General features: G+C 57.0%; 15 protein-coding genes. 5 read left to right on the forward strand and 10 right to left on the reverse strand.

All coding sequences use genetic code 11. The features are described 5' to 3' along the window. The first annotated feature begins 197 nt into the window (after positions 1-197). Positions 198-542, forward strand: a complete 345-nt coding sequence (locus tag SOM48_RS05585) for a YejG family protein (protein WP_023479706.1) — start codon at positions 198-200, stop codon at positions 540-542. 3 nt (positions 543-545) lie between these two features. Here the strand turns inward: SOM48_RS05585 and yejF are convergent, their stop codons facing one another. From yejF to SOM48_RS05630, 9 genes are all read right to left on the reverse strand, one after another. Next, a complete protein-coding gene (yejF, locus tag SOM48_RS05590) occupies positions 546-2,135 on the reverse strand; it encodes a microcin C ABC transporter ATP-binding protein YejF (RefSeq protein WP_128482568.1) in 1,590 nt (529 codons plus the stop codon). Continuing rightward, a complete protein-coding gene (locus SOM48_RS05595; RefSeq protein WP_054803368.1) occupies positions 2,136-3,161 on the reverse strand; it encodes a microcin C ABC transporter permease in 1,026 nt (341 codons plus the stop codon). After that, entirely contained in the window at positions 3,161-4,261 is a 1,101-nt protein-coding gene (yejB, locus tag SOM48_RS05600; RefSeq protein WP_023479694.1) for a microcin C ABC transporter permease YejB, read from the reverse strand. Before yejB ends, SOM48_RS05595 begins: the two co-directional genes overlap by 1 nt. Positions 4,262-4,270: 9 nt before the next feature. After that, positions 4,271-6,079: an extracellular solute-binding protein gene (locus tag SOM48_RS05605; protein WP_320511584.1), complete on the reverse strand. Its 1,809-nt coding sequence runs from the start codon at positions 6,077-6,079 to the stop codon at positions 4,271-4,273. A gap of 92 nt (positions 6,080-6,171) precedes the next feature. Further along, a complete protein-coding gene (locus tag SOM48_RS05610) occupies positions 6,172-7,728 on the reverse strand; it encodes a cyclic di-GMP phosphodiesterase (protein ID WP_076770170.1) in 1,557 nt (518 codons plus the stop codon). 169 nt (positions 7,729-7,897) lie between these two features. Next, on the reverse strand, positions 7,898-8,461 hold the full coding sequence (gene mepS, locus SOM48_RS05615; RefSeq protein ID WP_023479708.1) for a bifunctional murein DD-endopeptidase/murein LD-carboxypeptidase: 564 nt from the start codon (positions 8,459-8,461) through the stop codon (positions 7,898-7,900). A 422-nt stretch (positions 8,462-8,883) separates the two neighbouring features. Further along, a complete protein-coding gene (locus SOM48_RS05620; RefSeq protein ID WP_076770169.1) occupies positions 8,884-9,585 on the reverse strand; it encodes a phosphatase PAP2 family protein in 702 nt (233 codons plus the stop codon). 43 nt (positions 9,586-9,628) lie between these two features. After that, the gene (locus tag SOM48_RS05625) at positions 9,629-10,606 is read right to left on the reverse strand and encodes a CobW family GTP-binding protein (RefSeq protein ID WP_139965257.1); all 978 of its coding nucleotides are present in this window, start codon (positions 10,604-10,606) and stop codon (positions 9,629-9,631) included. A gap of 114 nt (positions 10,607-10,720) precedes the next feature. After that, on the reverse strand, positions 10,721-12,187 hold the full coding sequence (locus SOM48_RS05630) for a mannitol dehydrogenase family protein (protein WP_320511585.1): 1,467 nt from the start codon (positions 12,185-12,187) through the stop codon (positions 10,721-10,723). Positions 12,188-12,392: 205 nt separating this feature from the next. On the opposite strand from SOM48_RS05630, the gene uxuA reads away from it, so the two are divergent. Further along, positions 12,393-13,583 (forward strand): mannonate dehydratase, encoded by a 1,191-nt coding sequence (gene uxuA / locus SOM48_RS05635; RefSeq protein WP_054803370.1) that lies wholly within the window; start codon positions 12,393-12,395, stop codon positions 13,581-13,583. 69 nt (positions 13,584-13,652) lie between these two features. On the opposite strand, the gene yeiP is transcribed toward uxuA, so the two are convergent. Then, the gene (gene yeiP / locus SOM48_RS05640; protein ID WP_023479652.1) at positions 13,653-14,225 is read right to left on the reverse strand and encodes an elongation factor P-like protein YeiP; all 573 of its coding nucleotides are present in this window, start codon (positions 14,223-14,225) and stop codon (positions 13,653-13,655) included. 167 nt (positions 14,226-14,392) lie between these two features. On the opposite strand from yeiP, the gene SOM48_RS05645 reads away from it, so the two are divergent. The 3 genes from SOM48_RS05645 (at position 14,393) to fruK (ending at position 16,976) form a co-directional block, all read left to right on the forward strand. After that, positions 14,393-14,647: a YkgJ family cysteine cluster protein gene (locus tag SOM48_RS05645; RefSeq protein WP_054803372.1), complete on the forward strand. Its 255-nt coding sequence runs from the start codon at positions 14,393-14,395 to the stop codon at positions 14,645-14,647. 259 nt (positions 14,648-14,906) lie between these two features. After that, positions 14,907-16,037, forward strand: coding sequence for a fused PTS fructose transporter subunit IIA/HPr protein (gene fruB / locus SOM48_RS05650; RefSeq protein ID WP_320511587.1), 1,131 nt, complete (start codon positions 14,907-14,909; stop codon positions 16,035-16,037). Continuing rightward, complete coding sequence (gene fruK, locus SOM48_RS05655; RefSeq protein ID WP_023479738.1) at positions 16,038-16,976, forward strand: 1-phosphofructokinase; 939 nt, start codon at positions 16,038-16,040, stop codon at positions 16,974-16,976. The last annotated feature ends 8 nt before the right edge of the window (positions 16,977-16,984 follow it).

Genomic DNA, 16,984 nt, shown 5'->3' on the forward strand with positions numbered 1-16,984 from the left:
TTAGATCTCATAAACGGGTACATATAGCCGAAAAGTTGGCCTGCCGACGCGTTCATAACATGCTGATAAAAGCGCGGCAAACCCACACACTACGCGGGGTGCAACCTTTTCTCTGCCACTGGCAGGATGAAATGTGAATAGTGTGTTAATCTAGATGTGAAATATTTGTGAAGTGAAAGTACTTCTGGGGAAAGAAAGTGAATACATTACAGCTCTCAATCATCCACCGTTTGCCCCAGTGCTATCGCTGGCGAGAGGGTTTTGCAGGTGCCAAAGTTGAACCGATTCCGCAAAATGGACATGCGGCGGATGACGCGCTGGTGGCATTAAAATTGCTCAGCCCGGACGGCGATAACGCCTGGCCGGTGATGCATAAACTCAGCCAGGCGCTCAGCGATATCGAAGTCGACTGCTCGGTGGTTGAGTGCGAAGGCGAGCCATGCCTTTTCGTTCACAGCCAGGATGAGTTTGCCGCGACCTGCCGCCTGAAAAACTTCGGCGTCGCTATCGCGGAACCTTTCTCCAATTACAATCCGTTCTGAACCTCAGCTCAGCGACAGCAGCTGGCGTGTATACGCCTGCTGAGGTTCGTCAAACACCCGCCGACACTCGCCCTGTTCCACCACTTCACCCTGTTTGAGCACAATCACCTGGTGGCAGAGGGTGCGCACCAGATGCAGATCGTGACTGATAAAGATATAGGCCAGCCGGTGCGTCTGCTGAAGCGACTTCAGGAGCGCGAGGATCTGCGCCTGCACGGTGCGGTCCAGCGATGAGGTTGGTTCATCCAGAATAATCAGCTCCGGCTTCATAATCAGCGCACGGGCAATGGCGATACGCTGGCGCTGGCCGCCGGAAAACTCCGCCGGATAACGCTGGCGTGTCTGCGCATCCAGCCCTACCTCCTGCATCACCTCGATCACCCGCTGCTCGCGGGCTTCGCGCGACAGCTCAGGCTGATGCACGCGTAGCCCCTCTTCGATAATCTGCTGCACATTGAGACGCGGATTCAGCGCCGAATTGGGATCCTGAAACACCACCTGAATCCGGTGGCGCACCGGCAGCATCTGCTTGCGGCTCCACTTATGCAGCGGTTTGCCGTCGAACAGAATCGTGCCCTCGGCGTTGACCAGCCGCAGCAGCGCAAGGCCGGTGGTGCTTTTCCCGGAGCCGGATTCACCCACCAGCCCCAGCGTTTCACCCGCTCGCAGGGTAAAGGAGATCCCTTTCACCACCGCGTTTTGCGCGACAACGCGGCGGAAAATGCCTTTACGCACCGGGAAGCTGACGCCGAGTTTCTCCACCTGCAACAGCGGCTGATCGACGGGCGGGAGCGGCACCGGCTCACCGTGCGGCTCGCTGTTGATCAGCTTTTGCGTATAGGGATGATTCGGCGCGCTGAACAGGGCTTGCGCACGGTTCTGCTCCACGCAGCGGCCGTTTTGCATCACCGCCACGTTATCCGCCAGCTTGCGCACAATGTTCAGGTTATGGGTGATAAACAGCAGCCCCATATTAAGCTCGTCGCGCAGCTCCCGCAGCAGGGTGAGGATCTGCGCCTGCACGGAGACGTCCAGCGCGGTGGTCGGTTCATCGGCAATCAACAGCTCGGGGCGCGTCAACAGCGCCATGGCGATCATCACACGCTGGCGCTCGCCGCCGGAGAGCTGATGAGGGAAGTCGCCGAGGCGGCTGCGCGCATTACGGATGCCGACGCGATCGAGGCAGTCGAGCATCTCGGCCCGCGCCGCTTCCCGGCGCATTCCCCGGTGCAGGGAGAGCACTTCATAAAGCTGCTTTTCCAGCGTATGCAGCGGATTGAGTGAGACCATCGGCTCCTGAAAGATCATGGCGATCTTATTGCCGCGCACGCCGCGCAGGGTGCGCTCGCTGGCATGCAGCAGGGATTCGCCATGAAACAGAATATCGCCTGAGGGATAGATCACCGGCGGCGAGGGGAGCAGGCGCAGGATCGATAGCGCGCTGACGCTCTTGCCGGAGCCGGACTCGCCCACCAGCGCCAGCGTTTCGCCCGCGTCAATGCGCAGGGAGAGATCCTCCACCACCGTGCGGGTCGTCGCCTGCTGGCGAAAGGCGATGGTTAACGCGTCAATAGTCAGTAACGGGGAAGCCATTTACACCGCCTTATTAGGATCAAACGCGTCGCGCACCGCTTCGCCGATAAAGATCAGCACCGACAGCAGCAGCGCCGTTGAGACGAACGCCGCGATGCCCAGCCACGGAGCCTGCAAATTATTTTTGCCCTGCAGCAGCAGCTCGCCGAGAGACGGGGAGCCGAGCGGCAGCCCGAAACCGAGAAAATCGAGGGAGGTGAGGGTGCTGACCGAGCCGCTGAGAATAAAGGGGAAGAAGGTCAGCGTCGCCACCATCGCATTGGGCAGCATATGGCGCAGCATAATCGCGCCATCGCTGACGCCCATCGCCTGCGCGGCGCGGATATAGTCGAAATTACGCGTGCGCAGAAACTCGGCGCGCACCACGCTCACCAGCGTCATCCAGCCGAACAGCACGGTAATGCCGAGCAGCCACCAGAAACCGGGCTGGATGACGCTTGAGAGCAAAATAATCAGGAACAGCGTTGGCAGCCCGGACCACACCTCAATAAAGCGCTGGCCGAAGAGATCGATCTTACCGCCGTAATAGCCCTGCACGGCACCGACCACGATGCCGATGACGCTGGAGCAAAGCGTCAGCAGCAGGCCGAACAGCAAAGAGATGCGCGTGCCATAGAGAATGCGCGCCAGCACATCGCCGCCGTTGGCGTCGGTGCCGAGCCAGTTTTGCGCCGATGGCGGAGAGGGGAAGGGCTGCGTGGTGGCGTAGTTAATGCTGCGTGCGCCGAAACGCACCGGCGCCCACAGCGCCCAGCCATGCTCGTTAAGCTGTTTTTGCAGCCACGGATCCTGGTAATCCGCCGGTGTGGCAAACGGGCCGCCAAAGTCGCTCTCGCTGTAGTTTTTCACCAGCGGCACAAACCACTCGCCATGATAGCGCACCAGCAGCGGCTTATCATTGGCGATCAGCTCCGAGCAGAGGCTTAAGACAAAAATCACGACAAAGATCCATAACGACCAGTATCCACGGCGGTTATGGCGAAAACGCGCCCAGCGCGCCTGGTTAACATAACTGAGTCTGAACATCAGCGCCCCTCGAAATCAATACGCGGATCGACCAGCGTATAGGTGATATCGCTGACAATATTCAGCAGCAGGCCGATAAGGGAGAAGATATAGAGCGTGCCGAACATCACCGGGTAATCCCGCGAGACGGTCGCTTCATAGCCCAGCAAGCCGAGACCGTTGAGGGAGAAGATCACCTCGATCATCAGCGAACCGGTAAAGAACATGCTGACAAAAGTCGCCGGGAAGCCGGCAATCACCAGCAGCATGGCGTTGCGAAAGACATGTTTACGCATGATATTGCGCTCGCTCACCCCTTTGGCGCGCGCCGTCACCACGTACTGCTTGCGGATCTCATCGAGAAAGGAGTTTTTGGTGAGCATCGTCAGCGCGGCAAAGCCGCCAATCACCGTCGCCAGCACCGGCAGGGTAATGTGCCAGAGATAGTCGGCGGCCTGCTTATACCAGGGCAGCGTGGCGAAATCCGTCGACACCAGACCGCGCAGCGGGAAGAAGTCATAATAGCTGCCACCAGCGAAGAAGATGATTAGCAAAATGGCGAACAGAAACGGCGGAATCGCGTAGCCGACAATAATCAGCGCGCTGCTCCAGATATCAAACCGGCTGCCGCTGTAGACCGCTTTACGTATCCCAAGCGGAATCGACACCAGATAGATAATCAGCGTGCCCCACAGGCCAAGGGTGATGGAGACCGGCAGGCTCTCTTTGATCAGTTGCAGCACCGAGGCGCTGCGAAACAGGCTGTCGCCGAAATCGAAGCGTGCATAATCCCATAGCATTTTGAAGTAGCGCTCGGAGAGGGGTTTATCGAAGCCGTAGCGCTTTTTGATCTCCTCAATCACCTGCGGGTCGAGGCCGCGCCCACCGCGATAGTGGCTATCGTTAGTCAGCGCATCGCCGACGCCGGTGCGCGCATGGCCTGCACCCATACCGCCATCACCCGTGCCGGGCAGCCGCCCCTGATCGCCAAACTCAATGGCGGCAATCGCCTGATCGACCGGGCCGCCAGGCGCAATCTGCACGATAAAAAAGTTGATGGTAATAATCGCCCACAGGGTGGGGATCAGCAGTAGTAAGCGGCGAATGAGATAAGCACCCATCCCGTCTCCTTAACGTCTGGCGGCGGGTAGTTTCGCCGCCTTGTTTACGTCATACCACCAGGTATCAAACCCAATTGAGTAGACGGGGCGAATGCCGGGCATGGAGAACTTGTCCCAGTACGCAAGGCGATCGGCCGCCATATACCACATCGGCAGCATGTAATAGTTCCACGTCAGCACGCGATCCAGCGCGCGTCCGAGCGGCAACAGCTTCTCTTTATTCCCCTGCCAGCGGGCAATCTGTGCGAGCAGGGTGTCGATAGCCGGGTTTTTTACCCCCGGCGCATTGTAGGAGGAGTCGATATAAGCGGAACCCCAGGAGATTTGCAGGTCGCCGCTCGGCCACGGCTGCGCGCGCCACAGACGCGGCATCATGTCGTAATCGCGGCTGCGCATGCGGTTGGTCGCCTGTGAGTTATCCACCTGGCGCAACTCCATGGTGATGCCGAGGCGAGCGAGATTGTGCTGGAAGGGCAGCACCCACTGCACATTGCCGCCGGAGGGGAGCAGCAGTTCAAAAACAAAGGGCTTGCCGGTTTTGGCATTCACCCGCTGCTGATTTTTCAGCACCCAGCCCGCATCGTTCAGCAGCTTATCGGCTTTCAGCAGGTTCTGGCGATCGTAGCCGTCGCCGCTTGAGGTGGGCGGGGAGTAGATCTGCGTAAAGACTTCAGGCGGGATCTGATCTTTTAGCGGTGCCAGCAGCGTTAGCTCGTCGGCATCCGGGTAGTTACGCGCGGCATATTCTGTGTTGATAAAGTAGCTGTCCGCCCGGCTGTAAGCACCATAAAACAGGGCTTTGTTCATCCACTCGAAGTCGAAGGCCAGCGAGACCGCTTCACGTACCCGCCGGTCAGCGAACACCGGGCGCTGGATATTAAACGCCAGCCAGCGCGCATCCTGCGCCGAGTGGTTGGTCTGTTCATCCTTAACAATATAGCCGCGCGCGAAATTGGTGCCGATATAGCGCGTGGCCCAGTTTTTCGGGCTATCTTCGCTGCGCAGATCGTAAGACCCGGCTTTAAAGGCTTCAAAGGCGACGTTGTCGTCGAGATAGTAGTCATAGCGAATATTGTTGAAGTTCCAGCGGCCGCGGTTGACCGGCAGGTCGGCAGCCCAGTAATCGCGCACGCGGGTATAGGCAATATACTGCCCCATACGCCAGCTGCTGATGCGATAAGGCCCGCTGCTCAACGGCGGGCGGGCAAGCGGCTCGCTAAGATTATGATCTTTCCAGAACTTCTCCGGCATTACCGGCAGCGTCAGCAGGCTGAGCATATCCTCTTTGCCCGGCTTCGCCAGCTCAATGCGCACGGTTAAGGGCGAAATGGCTTTTACCGTCGTGCCTTTATAGACAATGCGAAACTGCGGCACCCCCTGAGTCATAAACTTCTGGAAGGTGAAGGCGACATCGCTGGCGCGGATCGGCGAGCCGTCATGGAAGCGGGCGCGGGGATTGAGTGAGATCTCCATCCACGAGAAGTCATCAGCATAGCGTGTGGTTTCGGCAATCAGCGGATAGTAGCTGCCAGGCTCATCGTCGGAGGTGGTAAACAGGGCGTCGTACAGCGCATCGGTGCGCACCGCCGGGTTGCCGCGCAGGGCGAAACGGTTGAAGTTATCAAAGGTGCCGATATTGGCGAGCGTCACGTTACCGCCTTTCGGCGCAGCGGGGTTCACATAATCAAAATGGGAAAAATTAACGGCGTATTTCGGTTCGCCGATAATCGCAAAGCTGTCACTCTCTTTAATGGTCTGCGCCTGGCAGGCGAGGGCGATAAACGCCAGTAACAGAGCAACAATGCGCACACACTTCATTTGCTGGATCCCTTTTACCGCAATGCGACGGAGGCGTGAATTTTTCTGTTTGAATAATAGGGGAGGGATCGGCGGTTGTGAACTCTTTCCGCCTACAGCCGGGCAGTAAATGTCGGCGGTCGCCAGTCGATAAACTGCTGCAGCGTCATCGGGCGGCTGAAAAAGTAGCCCTGCAGGTAGTGCACGCCGCGATCGCGCAGCCAGCGCACCTGCTCCGGCGTCTCCACCCCTTCCGCCACGGTGCGCATATTGAGCCGTTTCGCAAGCGTCAGCACGGCGTCAAGCACCGGTGAGGTGACGGTCTCCGTGCCGATGGCGTTAACAAAACCGCGATCGATCTTCAGGAAATCGAGGGTGAAGCGCTCAAGGTAGATCAGCGCGCTATGACCGGTGCCGAAATCATCAATGGCGATCTCAAACCCTTCATCATGCAGCCACTGGAAGATCTTATTGACCTCATCATGGTTGAGCATATCGCGCTCGGTGATCTCCAGCACCACGCTGAAGTGGTGAGGGGGAAGCGAGAGGGCAAACTGCTGCATATCTTCTTTAAAGCTCGGCGCATGCAGATGACCGGGCGCAATATTGATGCCCATTTTGACCCCTTCCGGTAGCAGCGTTTTTAAAACCGGCGCATCGCGGGCGATAAGCTTAAACAGGTGCAGGGTCAGGGGCACAATTAACTGCTGCGCTTCGGCAAAATGAATAAAAGCATCGGGCGGGATTTCGCCGGCGGTCGGGTGCTTCCAGCGCATTAATACTTCAAAACCGGTCACTTTTAACTCCGCGCCGCTCACCACCGGCTGGTAAACAACGTAAAACTGGTCGCGCTTAATTGCCGTGAGGATCTCCCGGCCGGGGCGCAGATGTATCGCGAGCATTGCAGCGCTCAGCAAACCGGCAAGCATACCAACAGTGGCACCCAGCAGCAGCGCGAACTGCAGATCTTCCACTCGCCATTTATCGGCGTAGAGGTAGAGCCTGACCGGCGAGCCTTCAACCTGCACGCTCAGGTAGGGCGTTTGATGCAGAGTACTTAACAGCAGTGGTCTGCCTGAAAAGGTGGTCAGCGCGCGATCGCCGATACCGAGCGCAAGGCCGTTAAGATCGGGCATCTGCGTGGTGTAAAGCATATAGGGTGCGAGGTTGATATTGAGCGTGGCGAGCACGCCACGGTTATCGAGCAGCGGGCTGCGAAACCAGAGCGCAATCACCGGTTGCGTCGGCATCATCGGCGTACCGGGTAAAATCACCATATCGGTAGTTTTATTAATATCGATACCTGGAATCAGCCGTTTCATCGGCTCATCCATATCGCCGGTAGCCGATGAACAGTAGGCGTGCTGATCTTTTACCAACAGAAAGGCGCGCACATTCTGGCTGAAGGCGGCTTTCGAGGTAAGTTCGCTGGCAGCCTCTTCGCAGCTGTTGAGCGTAAGCGGGTGCAGCGATTCTGCCGCGGTGCGGATAGTGCTGAAGTAACTGGCATAAGAGGCCTGAATGCTGCTCAGCAGGGTATCGTAGCGCGCTTCACGCTTTTGCTGCTCCAGCCAGAACTGAATACCGCCGACCAGCAGGGCGACGAGCGCGCCGGTCAGCAGGCTGATAAGCACAACGCGTCGATTAACGGTGACGTTACGGGTAAGCATGATGCTGAGCCTATGTTAGCGGTTCATCATATTTCGCCTATAAAGCGGGGGATATAAGCGAAATAAAACCCGGAAAGTTTCGTATAGCATATTGCAGGCACAAAAAAACACCGCCGAAGCAGTGTTTTTTATAACTTTACGCCAGCCAAGGGTAACTGGCATAAAGCGATTAGCTGCGTGTCAGGATCCGTCGCGCTTCGTTATAGCGCTTCTTCCAGTATGGCTCATCGAGGTTGGAAATCATCACACCACTGCTGGTGGAGGCATGAACGAATTGGTTATTACCAATATAAATGCCGACATGACGTCCGGTAGAGCCTGCGCGGAAGAGAACCAGATCGCCGGTGCGCAGACTGGTGCGCGAAATAGACTTACCGGTTTCCTGCTGTTCCCATGTGGAACGCGGCAGCTCTAAACCAAACTGTTCGCGGAAGGTGCGCTGCACAAAGCCAGAACAGTCGATGCCTTTCTTGGTGTCGCCGCCGAGACGGTAGCGAACGCCTTTCCAACTTGCATACTGATCCATAAGCCGGTTTTTAACATCCAGATTACGTACCAGGTTTTCAAATTCATCCTGAGAGGCTTGCAGTGAAGAGCTATCTTCGGGCACAGCATGCGTCTCAGGATGCATATTCTTGGCGGTATTTGTTGAACAAGCTGAAAGCAGAACCGCTACTGCGATCGCGGGTATCGCCCGCACGATATATCTCAAGATCGGCTGAGACTTGACCATGTTGCTTATTTTCCCTTGAAGTCCTTAACGATAATATCGTTATGAAAAATGCTAAACGCAGCGAGATTAATTATCTGAATGTTTCAAGACAAATACTCGAGCCAGAATTTGTGGCGAGACGCACAAATTACCGCGCAGAGAGTAAAAGAGCACTCTTTGCGACAAGACGGACCGAGGTTACCTGAACATCTAATGCAAGGCGAGTGCTTTTCATCACTTTTTTATAAGAAATTGTGATACAGAAAGTGAATTCATGCGTTTGGTCAATAAATGGACAAATAAAGAGAAATAGCAGGCAAAATGCTCTTTTTAAAGGCGATTGAGTTGGTTAAAAAGTGACACAATCAGGCATCCGCCGGGAATTTACATTAAGGACGCTAATGATCGCCTCTTCCCGGCGGCGCTAAATGTTACTTAAGTGTTTAAATTTTGTTTTTCCCAGGCAAATAGCGATCAAATAACGCCACGATCTTATCGCTCAGTGGCGTCATCAGACACCAGGGCAGGCCAATCAACACCGCAGAGAGTGAACCGACGGCAATATCCGTAAACCAGTGCGCGCCAATCATTACCCGGGGGAAAGCAAATATGACAAATATAAGGATCCCGATGGCGAATGCTTTTTTACCGAAATAACGCAGCATCACCGAGGCAAAAATCAGCAGCATCATTCCGTGGTCGCCCGGGAAGCTATCTTTCGAGGCATCTTTGGTCGGGAAGTTGAGCAGATCGCTCACCCGATAGGTGTCGGTAAAGGAGATCGACGGGCTGGCGCGCTTCACCGGCATCATATGCTGCGCAAGCTGGTTGATCACCAGAGCCAGCAGCAGCATGGTCAGGCCAATCATCACCACACGCCGACGTCCGGCCGGATCTGCCGGCAGCCAGAAAGAGAGCATCAGACAGCCCATTGCCACCAGCGAACAGGCATCAAACGCGCGGTTGTTAGTGAGCGCCACAAACCATAAGTAGGCGCGATTCTCCGCCAGCCCATGGTTGAAAAAGTGAAAAATCGCTGAATCCAGCGGGAACCAGAAACCATGATTCACCGGCAGATACCAGGAGAAAAACAGCGCGAGGCCAGCAGCATTCAGCAGCACGATGAGAGGCAGTCGGGTTTTCATTTTGCAGGCTCTTTTAGGTTTAAGGGACGCCACGGTAGTCCGGCTAACTTAAACGAAGCTTCAACAGCGCTGATTGAAGCGTGTTCCAGTCAGCCTCGCTGTCGGTGATTAACTCTATCCGGCTATCGGGCGGCGCAACGTTTTGCGTCTCAATATGCAAATCCTGACCCTGACGGTTTACGCGCAGCAACCCTTCGGGAATACGCATTACCCCTTTTACCCGCGACACTGGCGCAAGCCGCGCCCACTCCAGCAGGCCAATGGTGTCGAAAACCGTATCGGCATCGAAAATCCAGCCGCAGGCATGGTGCCCCTGGCCGCTATTCAAATTGCGACGCCAGCGCTGATGCGCCGGTAAACTCAGTGCCGCCAGCCCCTTTTTCTCACCGTGCGCGTGATCGTGCGCGGCGCTCTCTGGCAGGGCGCGCAGATTACGGCGCGGTTGGTCGAGCAGGCTGCCATCAATCGCTCCCTGCGTAGCGTTCACCCGCAGGCGATCGCCGCCAAACTCAGCCCACCATGCGTCAAATGCCTGCTGGCTCTCGGCGCTGGCGCGATCCTCTTTATTCGCAACGATAATATCCGCTGCCGCTAACTGGTCGCGGAAGTTCTCATTGTTCAGCGCTTTCTCATCGAGCAGCTGGCGCGGGTCGAGCAGGCAGAGCGTAGCGCGCAGATCGATCCACGGCTCGTAGACCGGGGCGGTGAGCATATCGAGGATCTGCTTCGGGTGGCCCAGCCCGGTCGGCTCAATCAGCAGGCGATCGGGTTTGCCCTGACGCAGCAGGGTATTGAGGCCGACCTGCATCGGCAGGCCGTTGACGCAGCACATGCAGCCGCCGGGGATCTCTTTAAGCAGCGCGCCGCTGTCGCTGAGCAGGGCGCCATCAATGCCGACTTCGCCAAACTCATTCACCAGCACCGCCCACTTCTCCTGCGGATCTTTATGGGCCAGCAAATGCAGAATGGAGGTGGTTTTGCCGCTTCCGAGAAAGCCGGTAATCAGATTGGTCTTCGTCACAGGAACTCCGCATCATCAAAAAGCACAAGCGGACAATCCTGGCGAAAAAAAGCCAAAAAGAGAAGAGCGCGGACGGTGCATCGCACTATCCGTCCGCGTTGAGGGCAAAAAATGTTAAGGGTTGACCGCCTGCTGCACCGCGCCGTGTGCGCCGAGGGTCTCAATAGCGTGCCAGGCCTGGCTGACGGCATCGACAAACACCGGGTTATGCGGCAGATCGTTACCGAAGATCTCTTTTAGCGTCAGCAGCGCCGTCACGCGCTCGTCGCTGCTGCTGGTCTCAACGATGGCACGGATTTTATCCGCCAGCGGATCGCGAATATCAATGGTCTCGCCCGCATCATCGACGCCGCTGACATAGCGCATCCAGCCCGCGACGCCGAGCGCCAGCAGCGGCCAGTCGCTCTGGCGCTGAAGATGAATACGGATCCCGTCCAGCAGGCGCTGCGGCAACTTTTGGCTGCCATCCATCGCAATCTGCCAGGTGCGGTGTTTCAGCGCCGGGTTAGCAAAGCGCTCAAGCAGGCTGTCGGCATAGGCATTGAGATTGACGTCTTTGATGCGCAGCGTCGGCGCTTGCTCATTGAGCATTAGCTGGCGCGCTGCCTCCCGGAAGGCCGCGTCCTGCATACACTCATTAATATGGGCAAACCCGGCGAGATAACCTAAATAGGCGAGGAAGGAGTGGCTGCCGTTAAGCATGCGCAGCTTCATCTGCTCCCACGGCTGCACATCTTCCACCAGCTGCACGCCCGCCGTTTCCCACGCCGGACGCCCGGCGACAAAGTTATCTTCTATTACCCACTGAATAAATGGCTCGCAGCTGATGGCGCACGGGTCAAAAACGCCGATTACGTCGGCAATCTCCGTCAGCGACTCGTCGGTCGCCGCCGGGACAATGCGATCGACCATGGTGGCCGGGAAGCTGACATGCTCCGCTATCCACTGCGCCAGCTCCGGCGAGCGGGTTTGCGCCATCCCGAGCACGGCGTTTTTCACCACGTGGCCGTTGTCAGGAATGTTGTCACAGGAGAGCACGGTAAAGGGCGGCAGCCCGCGTTCGCGGCGGCGGTGCAGGGCTTCTACCAGAATGCCCGGTGCGGAGTGCGGCTCGTGCGGGTATTTCAGATCGTGCTCAATACGCGGCTGGGTGAGATCAAGTTCACCGCTGGCCGGATCGATGCAGTAACCCTTTTCGGTGATGGTCAGGGAGACAATCGCCACCTGCGGCTCGCAGAACTTCTCAATAATCGCCGCCAGCGTGTCGAGTTTGGCATTCAGGCACTCGTTGACCGCGCCAATAATGATCGGCTTATTTCCGTCGGCGCCTTTCTCCAGCACCGTATAAAGATGTTCCTGCTCGCGCAGCTGCGACATTAAAACATCGCCGCTAAACAAGCTGATTTCGCAAATGCCCCAGTCGCCGCCTTGCGCATTCAGCACCCGGTCGGTTAATAACGCCTGATGGGCGCGGTGAAAGGCACCAAAACCGAAGTGAACGATGCGCGAACGGAGCTGGCTGCGATCGTACTGAGGCTGTTGCACCAAAGCGGGCAGCGTGGCGGAGGCAATTGTTTTCATCTCTATACACCTGATTAACCAATAATTAACAATAGCAGTGTAAAGTTATATGACAGCAAAAAGAATTGGTATGCCTTAAATATCCGGGGAATGTGAGCTGGATCAATCATTGCTGTGGCAGGATTTGACCGCTGTCCATAAGCATGTATGGTAGTCGTCATGTTTCACGCGGTATTGGTATAACAACTTTTTTGAGGGGAAGACGATGGAACAAACCTGGCGTTGGTATGGACCGAACGATCCGGTTTCTCTTGATGATGTTCGTCAGGCAGGCGCGACCGGCGTGGTCACCGCTCTGCACCACATTCCGAACGGCCAGGTGTGGCCGGTGGAAGAGATCAAAGCCCGCCAGGCCCTGCTGGCTGAAAAGGGGCTTTACTGGTCCGTTGTCGAAAGTATCCCGGTACATGAAGAGATCAAAACCCATTCTGGCGACTGCGACAAATGGATTGCCAACTATCAGCAGAGCATTCGTAACCTCGCCGCCTGCGGGATTGATACCGTCTGCTACAACTTTATGCCAATCCTCGACTGGACGCGCACCGACCTGGAATACCAGTTGCCGGATGGTTCACGCGCGCTGCGCTTCGACCAGATAGCCTTTGCCGCGTTTGAGCTGCATATCCTTAAACGCGAAGGGGCGCAGGCCGATTACAGCGAAGAGGAGCAGCGCCAGGCGCAGGCCTATTTCAATGCGATGAGCGATGCGGAAGTGGAAAAGCTGACGCGCAATATCATTGCCGGTCTGCCGGGGGCGGAAGAGGGCTATACGCTGGATCAGTTCCGCGCGCGTCTGGCGGAGTATGACGGCATCGACAAAGCACAGCTGCGCGAAAATATGGCCTGTTTCCTGCGCGCCATTGTGCCGGTGGCGCAGGAAGTGGGCGTGCGGCTGGCGGTTCACCCGGACGATCCGCCGCGCCCGATCCTCGGCCTGCCGCGCATTGTCTCCACCATTGAAGATATGCAGTGGCTGAAAGAGGCGGTGGACAGCATCAACAACGGCTTTACCATGTGCACCGGCTCCTACGGCGTGCGGGCGGATAACGATCTGGTGCGGATGATCGAGACCTTCGGCGATCGCATTCACTTCACCCATCTGCGCGCAACCTGCCGCGAAGAGAACCCGAAAACCTTCCACGAAGCGGCGCACCTGCAGGGCGATGTGGATATGGTGTCAGTGGTGGCGGCAATCCTTAGCGAAGAGCAGCGTCGTAAGAAAGCAGGCGATCTGCGCCCGATCCCGTTCCGCCCGGATCACGGTCACCAGATGCTTGACGATCTGCACAAGAAAACCAACCCTGGTTACTCGGCGATTGGCCGCCTGAAAGGGATGGCGGAAGTGCGCGGCGTTGAGCTGGCGCTGAAGAAGACGCTGTTCCGCGACCTGCTGTAATAGCCGCGGGTAAATGCTCTGCTCGCTTTTGCGGGCGAAAAAAAAGCCTCCATGCGGAGGCTTTTTTATTTAATCAGCGCGGCCCATATAGCGGCGCTCTTCAATATGAATGCGGATCTTCTCGCCGGTGGTCAGGTACTCCGGCACCTGCACCACAAGGCCAGTGTTCAGCGTGGCAGGCTTGGTACGGGAGCTGGCAGATGCGCCTTTGATGCCCGGTGCGGTTTCAACGATTTCGAGATCCACAGTCTGCGGCAGCTCAAGCGCCAGCAGCTGGCCATCCCACAGCAGCACCTGCATATCCGGCATGCCACCTTCCGGAATAAACAGCAGCTCATCTTCAATCTGATCTTTGGTAAAGGTATAGGGCGTGTAATCTTCTTTATCCATGAAGACATATTCGTTGCCGTCTACATAGGAGAAGTCAACGAAACGGCGGTTCAGGGAGACGGTATCAACAATGTCGTCGCCTTTAAAACGCTCTTCAACTTTCAGGCCGGTGCGGACATCAGCAAAGCGCATTTTATACAGCGTTGCTGCGCCACGGGCGCTCGGTGACTGAATATCAATGTCTTTTACAATCAGCAGCTTGCCGTTGTAGTTCAGCACCATACCTTTTTTGATTTCGTTCGCTCTTGGCATTGCCAGGTTCCTGTAAAAAAGAAATTCACCAAAATATCGCGACAAACTACTCGCGAGGACCTTTTCAGGCAAGGGGAATTGCTGAGTTTTGCGTTGCATGGGTAAAAGATGATAGCGTGCCCGGCAGCGTGCTATTTCAGCGCGCCGACGCAAATAAGAGAGCCGCTATGCACTGCCGCCCGGACTGCGGAGCCTGCTGTACCGCCCCGTCCATTACCAGCCCGATCCCCGGCATGCCCAACGGTAAACCGGCCAACACGCCCTGCGTTCAGCTTGATGAACATCAGCGCTGTAAGCTTTTTGGCTCACCGTTGCGGCCAAAAGTGTGCGCCGGCCTGCAGCCAGGCCTTGAGATGTGCGGTTCAACGCGCGAACAGGCGATGATCTACCTCCTCGATCTCGAACAGCAAACCGCGCCGTAATTCCTTTCAAAGCTGAACAGGCTGAAGGCGATAAGCTGACGGCCAAATCTGCGTCAGCTAATTTCCCTTAACGGACTGTAAAATGTGCAGTGCCTCAAAATTCTTAAATGCCAAATGAGAGATTTCTTGATCGTCGGGCAAAAAAGGTCAAGACTCCTTGAAACGTTTCAGCGTCATCGCATTGTCTCTGAACCACGGCGGTGACGTAACCTTTCTTATGTAAGCTGAAACGATTCAATTTCAGCGGGAGACGAGTCACATGTTCCAGTTATCCGTTCAGGACATCCATCCAGGCCAGCAGGCCGGTAATAAAGAAGAGGCCATCCGCCAGATCGCGGCGGCACTGACCGAAGCCGGCAACGTGGCTGAAGGCTACGTCAATGGCATGCTCGCACGCGAGCAGCAAACCTCCACTTTTCTTGGCAACGGCATCGCCATTCCGCACGGCACCACCGACACGCGCGACCAGGTGCTGAAAACCGGCGTCAAAGTGTTCCAGTTCCCGCAGGGCATTCTGTGGAGCGAAGGGCAGGTGGCTTACGTTGCTATCGGTATCGCCGCCAGCTCCGATGAGCACCTCGGCCTGCTGCGTCAGCTGACGCACGTGCTGAGTGATGACGCCGTCGCCGCGCAGCTGCAATCCGCGACCACCGCTCAAGAGCTGCGTGCGTTGCTGATGGGCGAAAAGCAGAGCAGCGCGCTGAAGCTGGATAACGAAACCCTGTCGCTGGACGTTAACGCCAGCTCGCTGATGACGCTGCAGGCGCTGAACGCCGCGCGTCTGAAAGAGGCGGGCGCGGTAGACAGCGTCTACGTCACCCGTGCTATTAACGAACAGCCGCTGAACCTCGGCCAGGGCATCTGGCTGAACGACAGCGCCGAGGGCAACCTGCTGAGTGCTGTTGCCGTCAGCCGTGCCGCCACGCCGTTTGAAGTAGAGGGTGAAAACGCCGCCGTGCTGGTGAGCGTCGCGATGGCGGATGAGCAACCCGTTGCTGTGCTGAAGCGCCTGAGCGATCTGCTGCTGGCAAATAAAGCTGACCGTCTGCTGAATGCCGATGCCGCCACGCTGCTGGCGCTGCTGACCAGCGACGACGCGGTCACGGACGATCTGCTCAGCGAAGAGTTTGTCATTCGTAACGAGCACGGCCTGCATGCCCGTCCGGGCACCATGCTGGTTAACACTATTAAACAGTTCAATAGCGAAATCACTGTCACCAACCTCGATGGGTCAGGCAAACCGGCAAATGGCCGCAGCCTGATGAAAGTGGTTGCGCTGGGCGTGAAGAAAGGACACCGCCTGCGCTTTACCGCACAGGGCGAAGATGCTGAACAGGCGCTGAAAGCGATTGGCGACGCCATCGCAGCGGGCTTGGGAGAGGGAGCGTAAATGAGCAGAAGAGTCGCAACAATTACTTTAAACCCGGCCTACGATCTGGTGGGTTTCACCCCGGAAGTCGAGCGTGGCGAAGTCAACCTGGTGCGCACCACCGGGCTGCACGCCGCCGGTAAAGGGATCAACGTCGCCAAGGTGCTGAAAGATCTGGGCATCGATGTCACCGTGGGCGGTTTCCTCGGTAAAGATAACCAGGACGGTTTTCAGCAGCTGTTCAGCGAGCTGGGCATTGCCAACCGTTTCCAGGTGGTGCAGGGGCGTACGCGTATCAACGTTAAGCTGACCGAGAAAGATGGTGAAGTGACCGACTTTAACTTCTCCGGTTTCGAAGTCACCCCGGCCGACTGGGAGCGTTTCGTCGCCGACTCGCTCACCTGGCTTGGTCAGTTTGATATGGTCTGCGTCAGCGGCAGCCTGCCGTCCGGCGTCAGCCCGGAAGCCTTTACCGACTGGATGACGCGCCTGCGAAGCCAGTGCCCGTGCATCATCTTCGACAGCAGCCGTGACGCGCTGGTCGCCGGGCTGAAAGCCGCACCGTGGTTAGTAAAACCTAACCGCCGCGAGCTGGAGATCTGGGCCGGTCGTAAACTGCCGGAATTGCAGGACGTTATTGAAGCCGCTCACGCGCTTCGCGAGCAGGGGATCGCCCACGTGGTGATTTCGCTGGGCGCAGAAGGGGCGCTGTGGGTCAACGCTTCGGGTGAATGGATCGCCAAACCGCCGTCAATGGAAGTGGTAAGCACCGTTGGCGCAGGGGATTCGATGGTTGGCGGCCTGATTTACGGCCTGCTGATGCGTGAGTCCAGTGAGCACACTTTACGCCTGGCCACCGCTGTCGCTGCACTGGCGGTCAGTCAGAGTAACGTAGGGATTACCGATCGTACCCAGTTAGCCGCGATGATGGCGCGCGTTGACTTAAAACCCTTTAACTAACAGCAGGA

The sequence above is a fragment of the Kosakonia sp. CFBP8986 genome (genome assembly GCF_034044935.1).
In the GTDB taxonomy this organism is placed as follows: domain Bacteria; phylum Pseudomonadota; class Gammaproteobacteria; order Enterobacterales; family Enterobacteriaceae; genus Kosakonia; species Kosakonia cowanii.

Coding starts and splice junctions, on each gene's coding strand:
- fruK (WP_023479738.1), top strand. CDS start 16,038: ATGAGCAGAAGAGTCGCAACAATTACTTTAAACCCGGCCTACGATCTG.
- uxuA (WP_054803370.1), top strand. CDS start 12,393: ATGGAACAAACCTGGCGTTGGTATGGACCGAACGATCCGGTTTCTCTT.
- yejB (WP_023479694.1), bottom strand. CDS start 4,261: ATGGGTGCTTATCTCATTCGCCGCTTACTACTGCTGATCCCCACCCTG.
- SOM48_RS05620 (WP_076770169.1), bottom strand. CDS start 9,585: ATGAAAACCCGACTGCCTCTCATCGTGCTGCTGAATGCTGCTGGCCTC.
- yeiP (WP_023479652.1), bottom strand. CDS start 14,225: ATGCCAAGAGCGAACGAAATCAAAAAAGGTATGGTGCTGAACTACAAC.
- SOM48_RS05610 (WP_076770170.1), bottom strand. CDS start 7,728: ATGCTTACCCGTAACGTCACCGTTAATCGACGCGTTGTGCTTATCAGC.
- SOM48_RS05605 (WP_320511584.1), bottom strand. CDS start 6,079: ATGAAGTGTGTGCGCATTGTTGCTCTGTTACTGGCGTTTATCGCCCTC.
- SOM48_RS05645 (WP_054803372.1), top strand. CDS start 14,393: ATGCACTGCCGCCCGGACTGCGGAGCCTGCTGTACCGCCCCGTCCATT.
- mepS (WP_023479708.1), bottom strand. CDS start 8,461: ATGGTCAAGTCTCAGCCGATCTTGAGATATATCGTGCGGGCGATACCC.
- SOM48_RS05595 (WP_054803368.1), bottom strand. CDS start 3,161: ATGTTCAGACTCAGTTATGTTAACCAGGCGCGCTGGGCGCGTTTTCGC.
- fruB (WP_320511587.1), top strand. CDS start 14,907: ATGTTCCAGTTATCCGTTCAGGACATCCATCCAGGCCAGCAGGCCGGT.
- yejF (WP_128482568.1), bottom strand. CDS start 2,135: ATGGCTTCCCCGTTACTGACTATTGACGCGTTAACCATCGCCTTTCGC.
- SOM48_RS05630 (WP_320511585.1), bottom strand. CDS start 12,187: ATGAAAACAATTGCCTCCGCCACGCTGCCCGCTTTGGTGCAACAGCCT.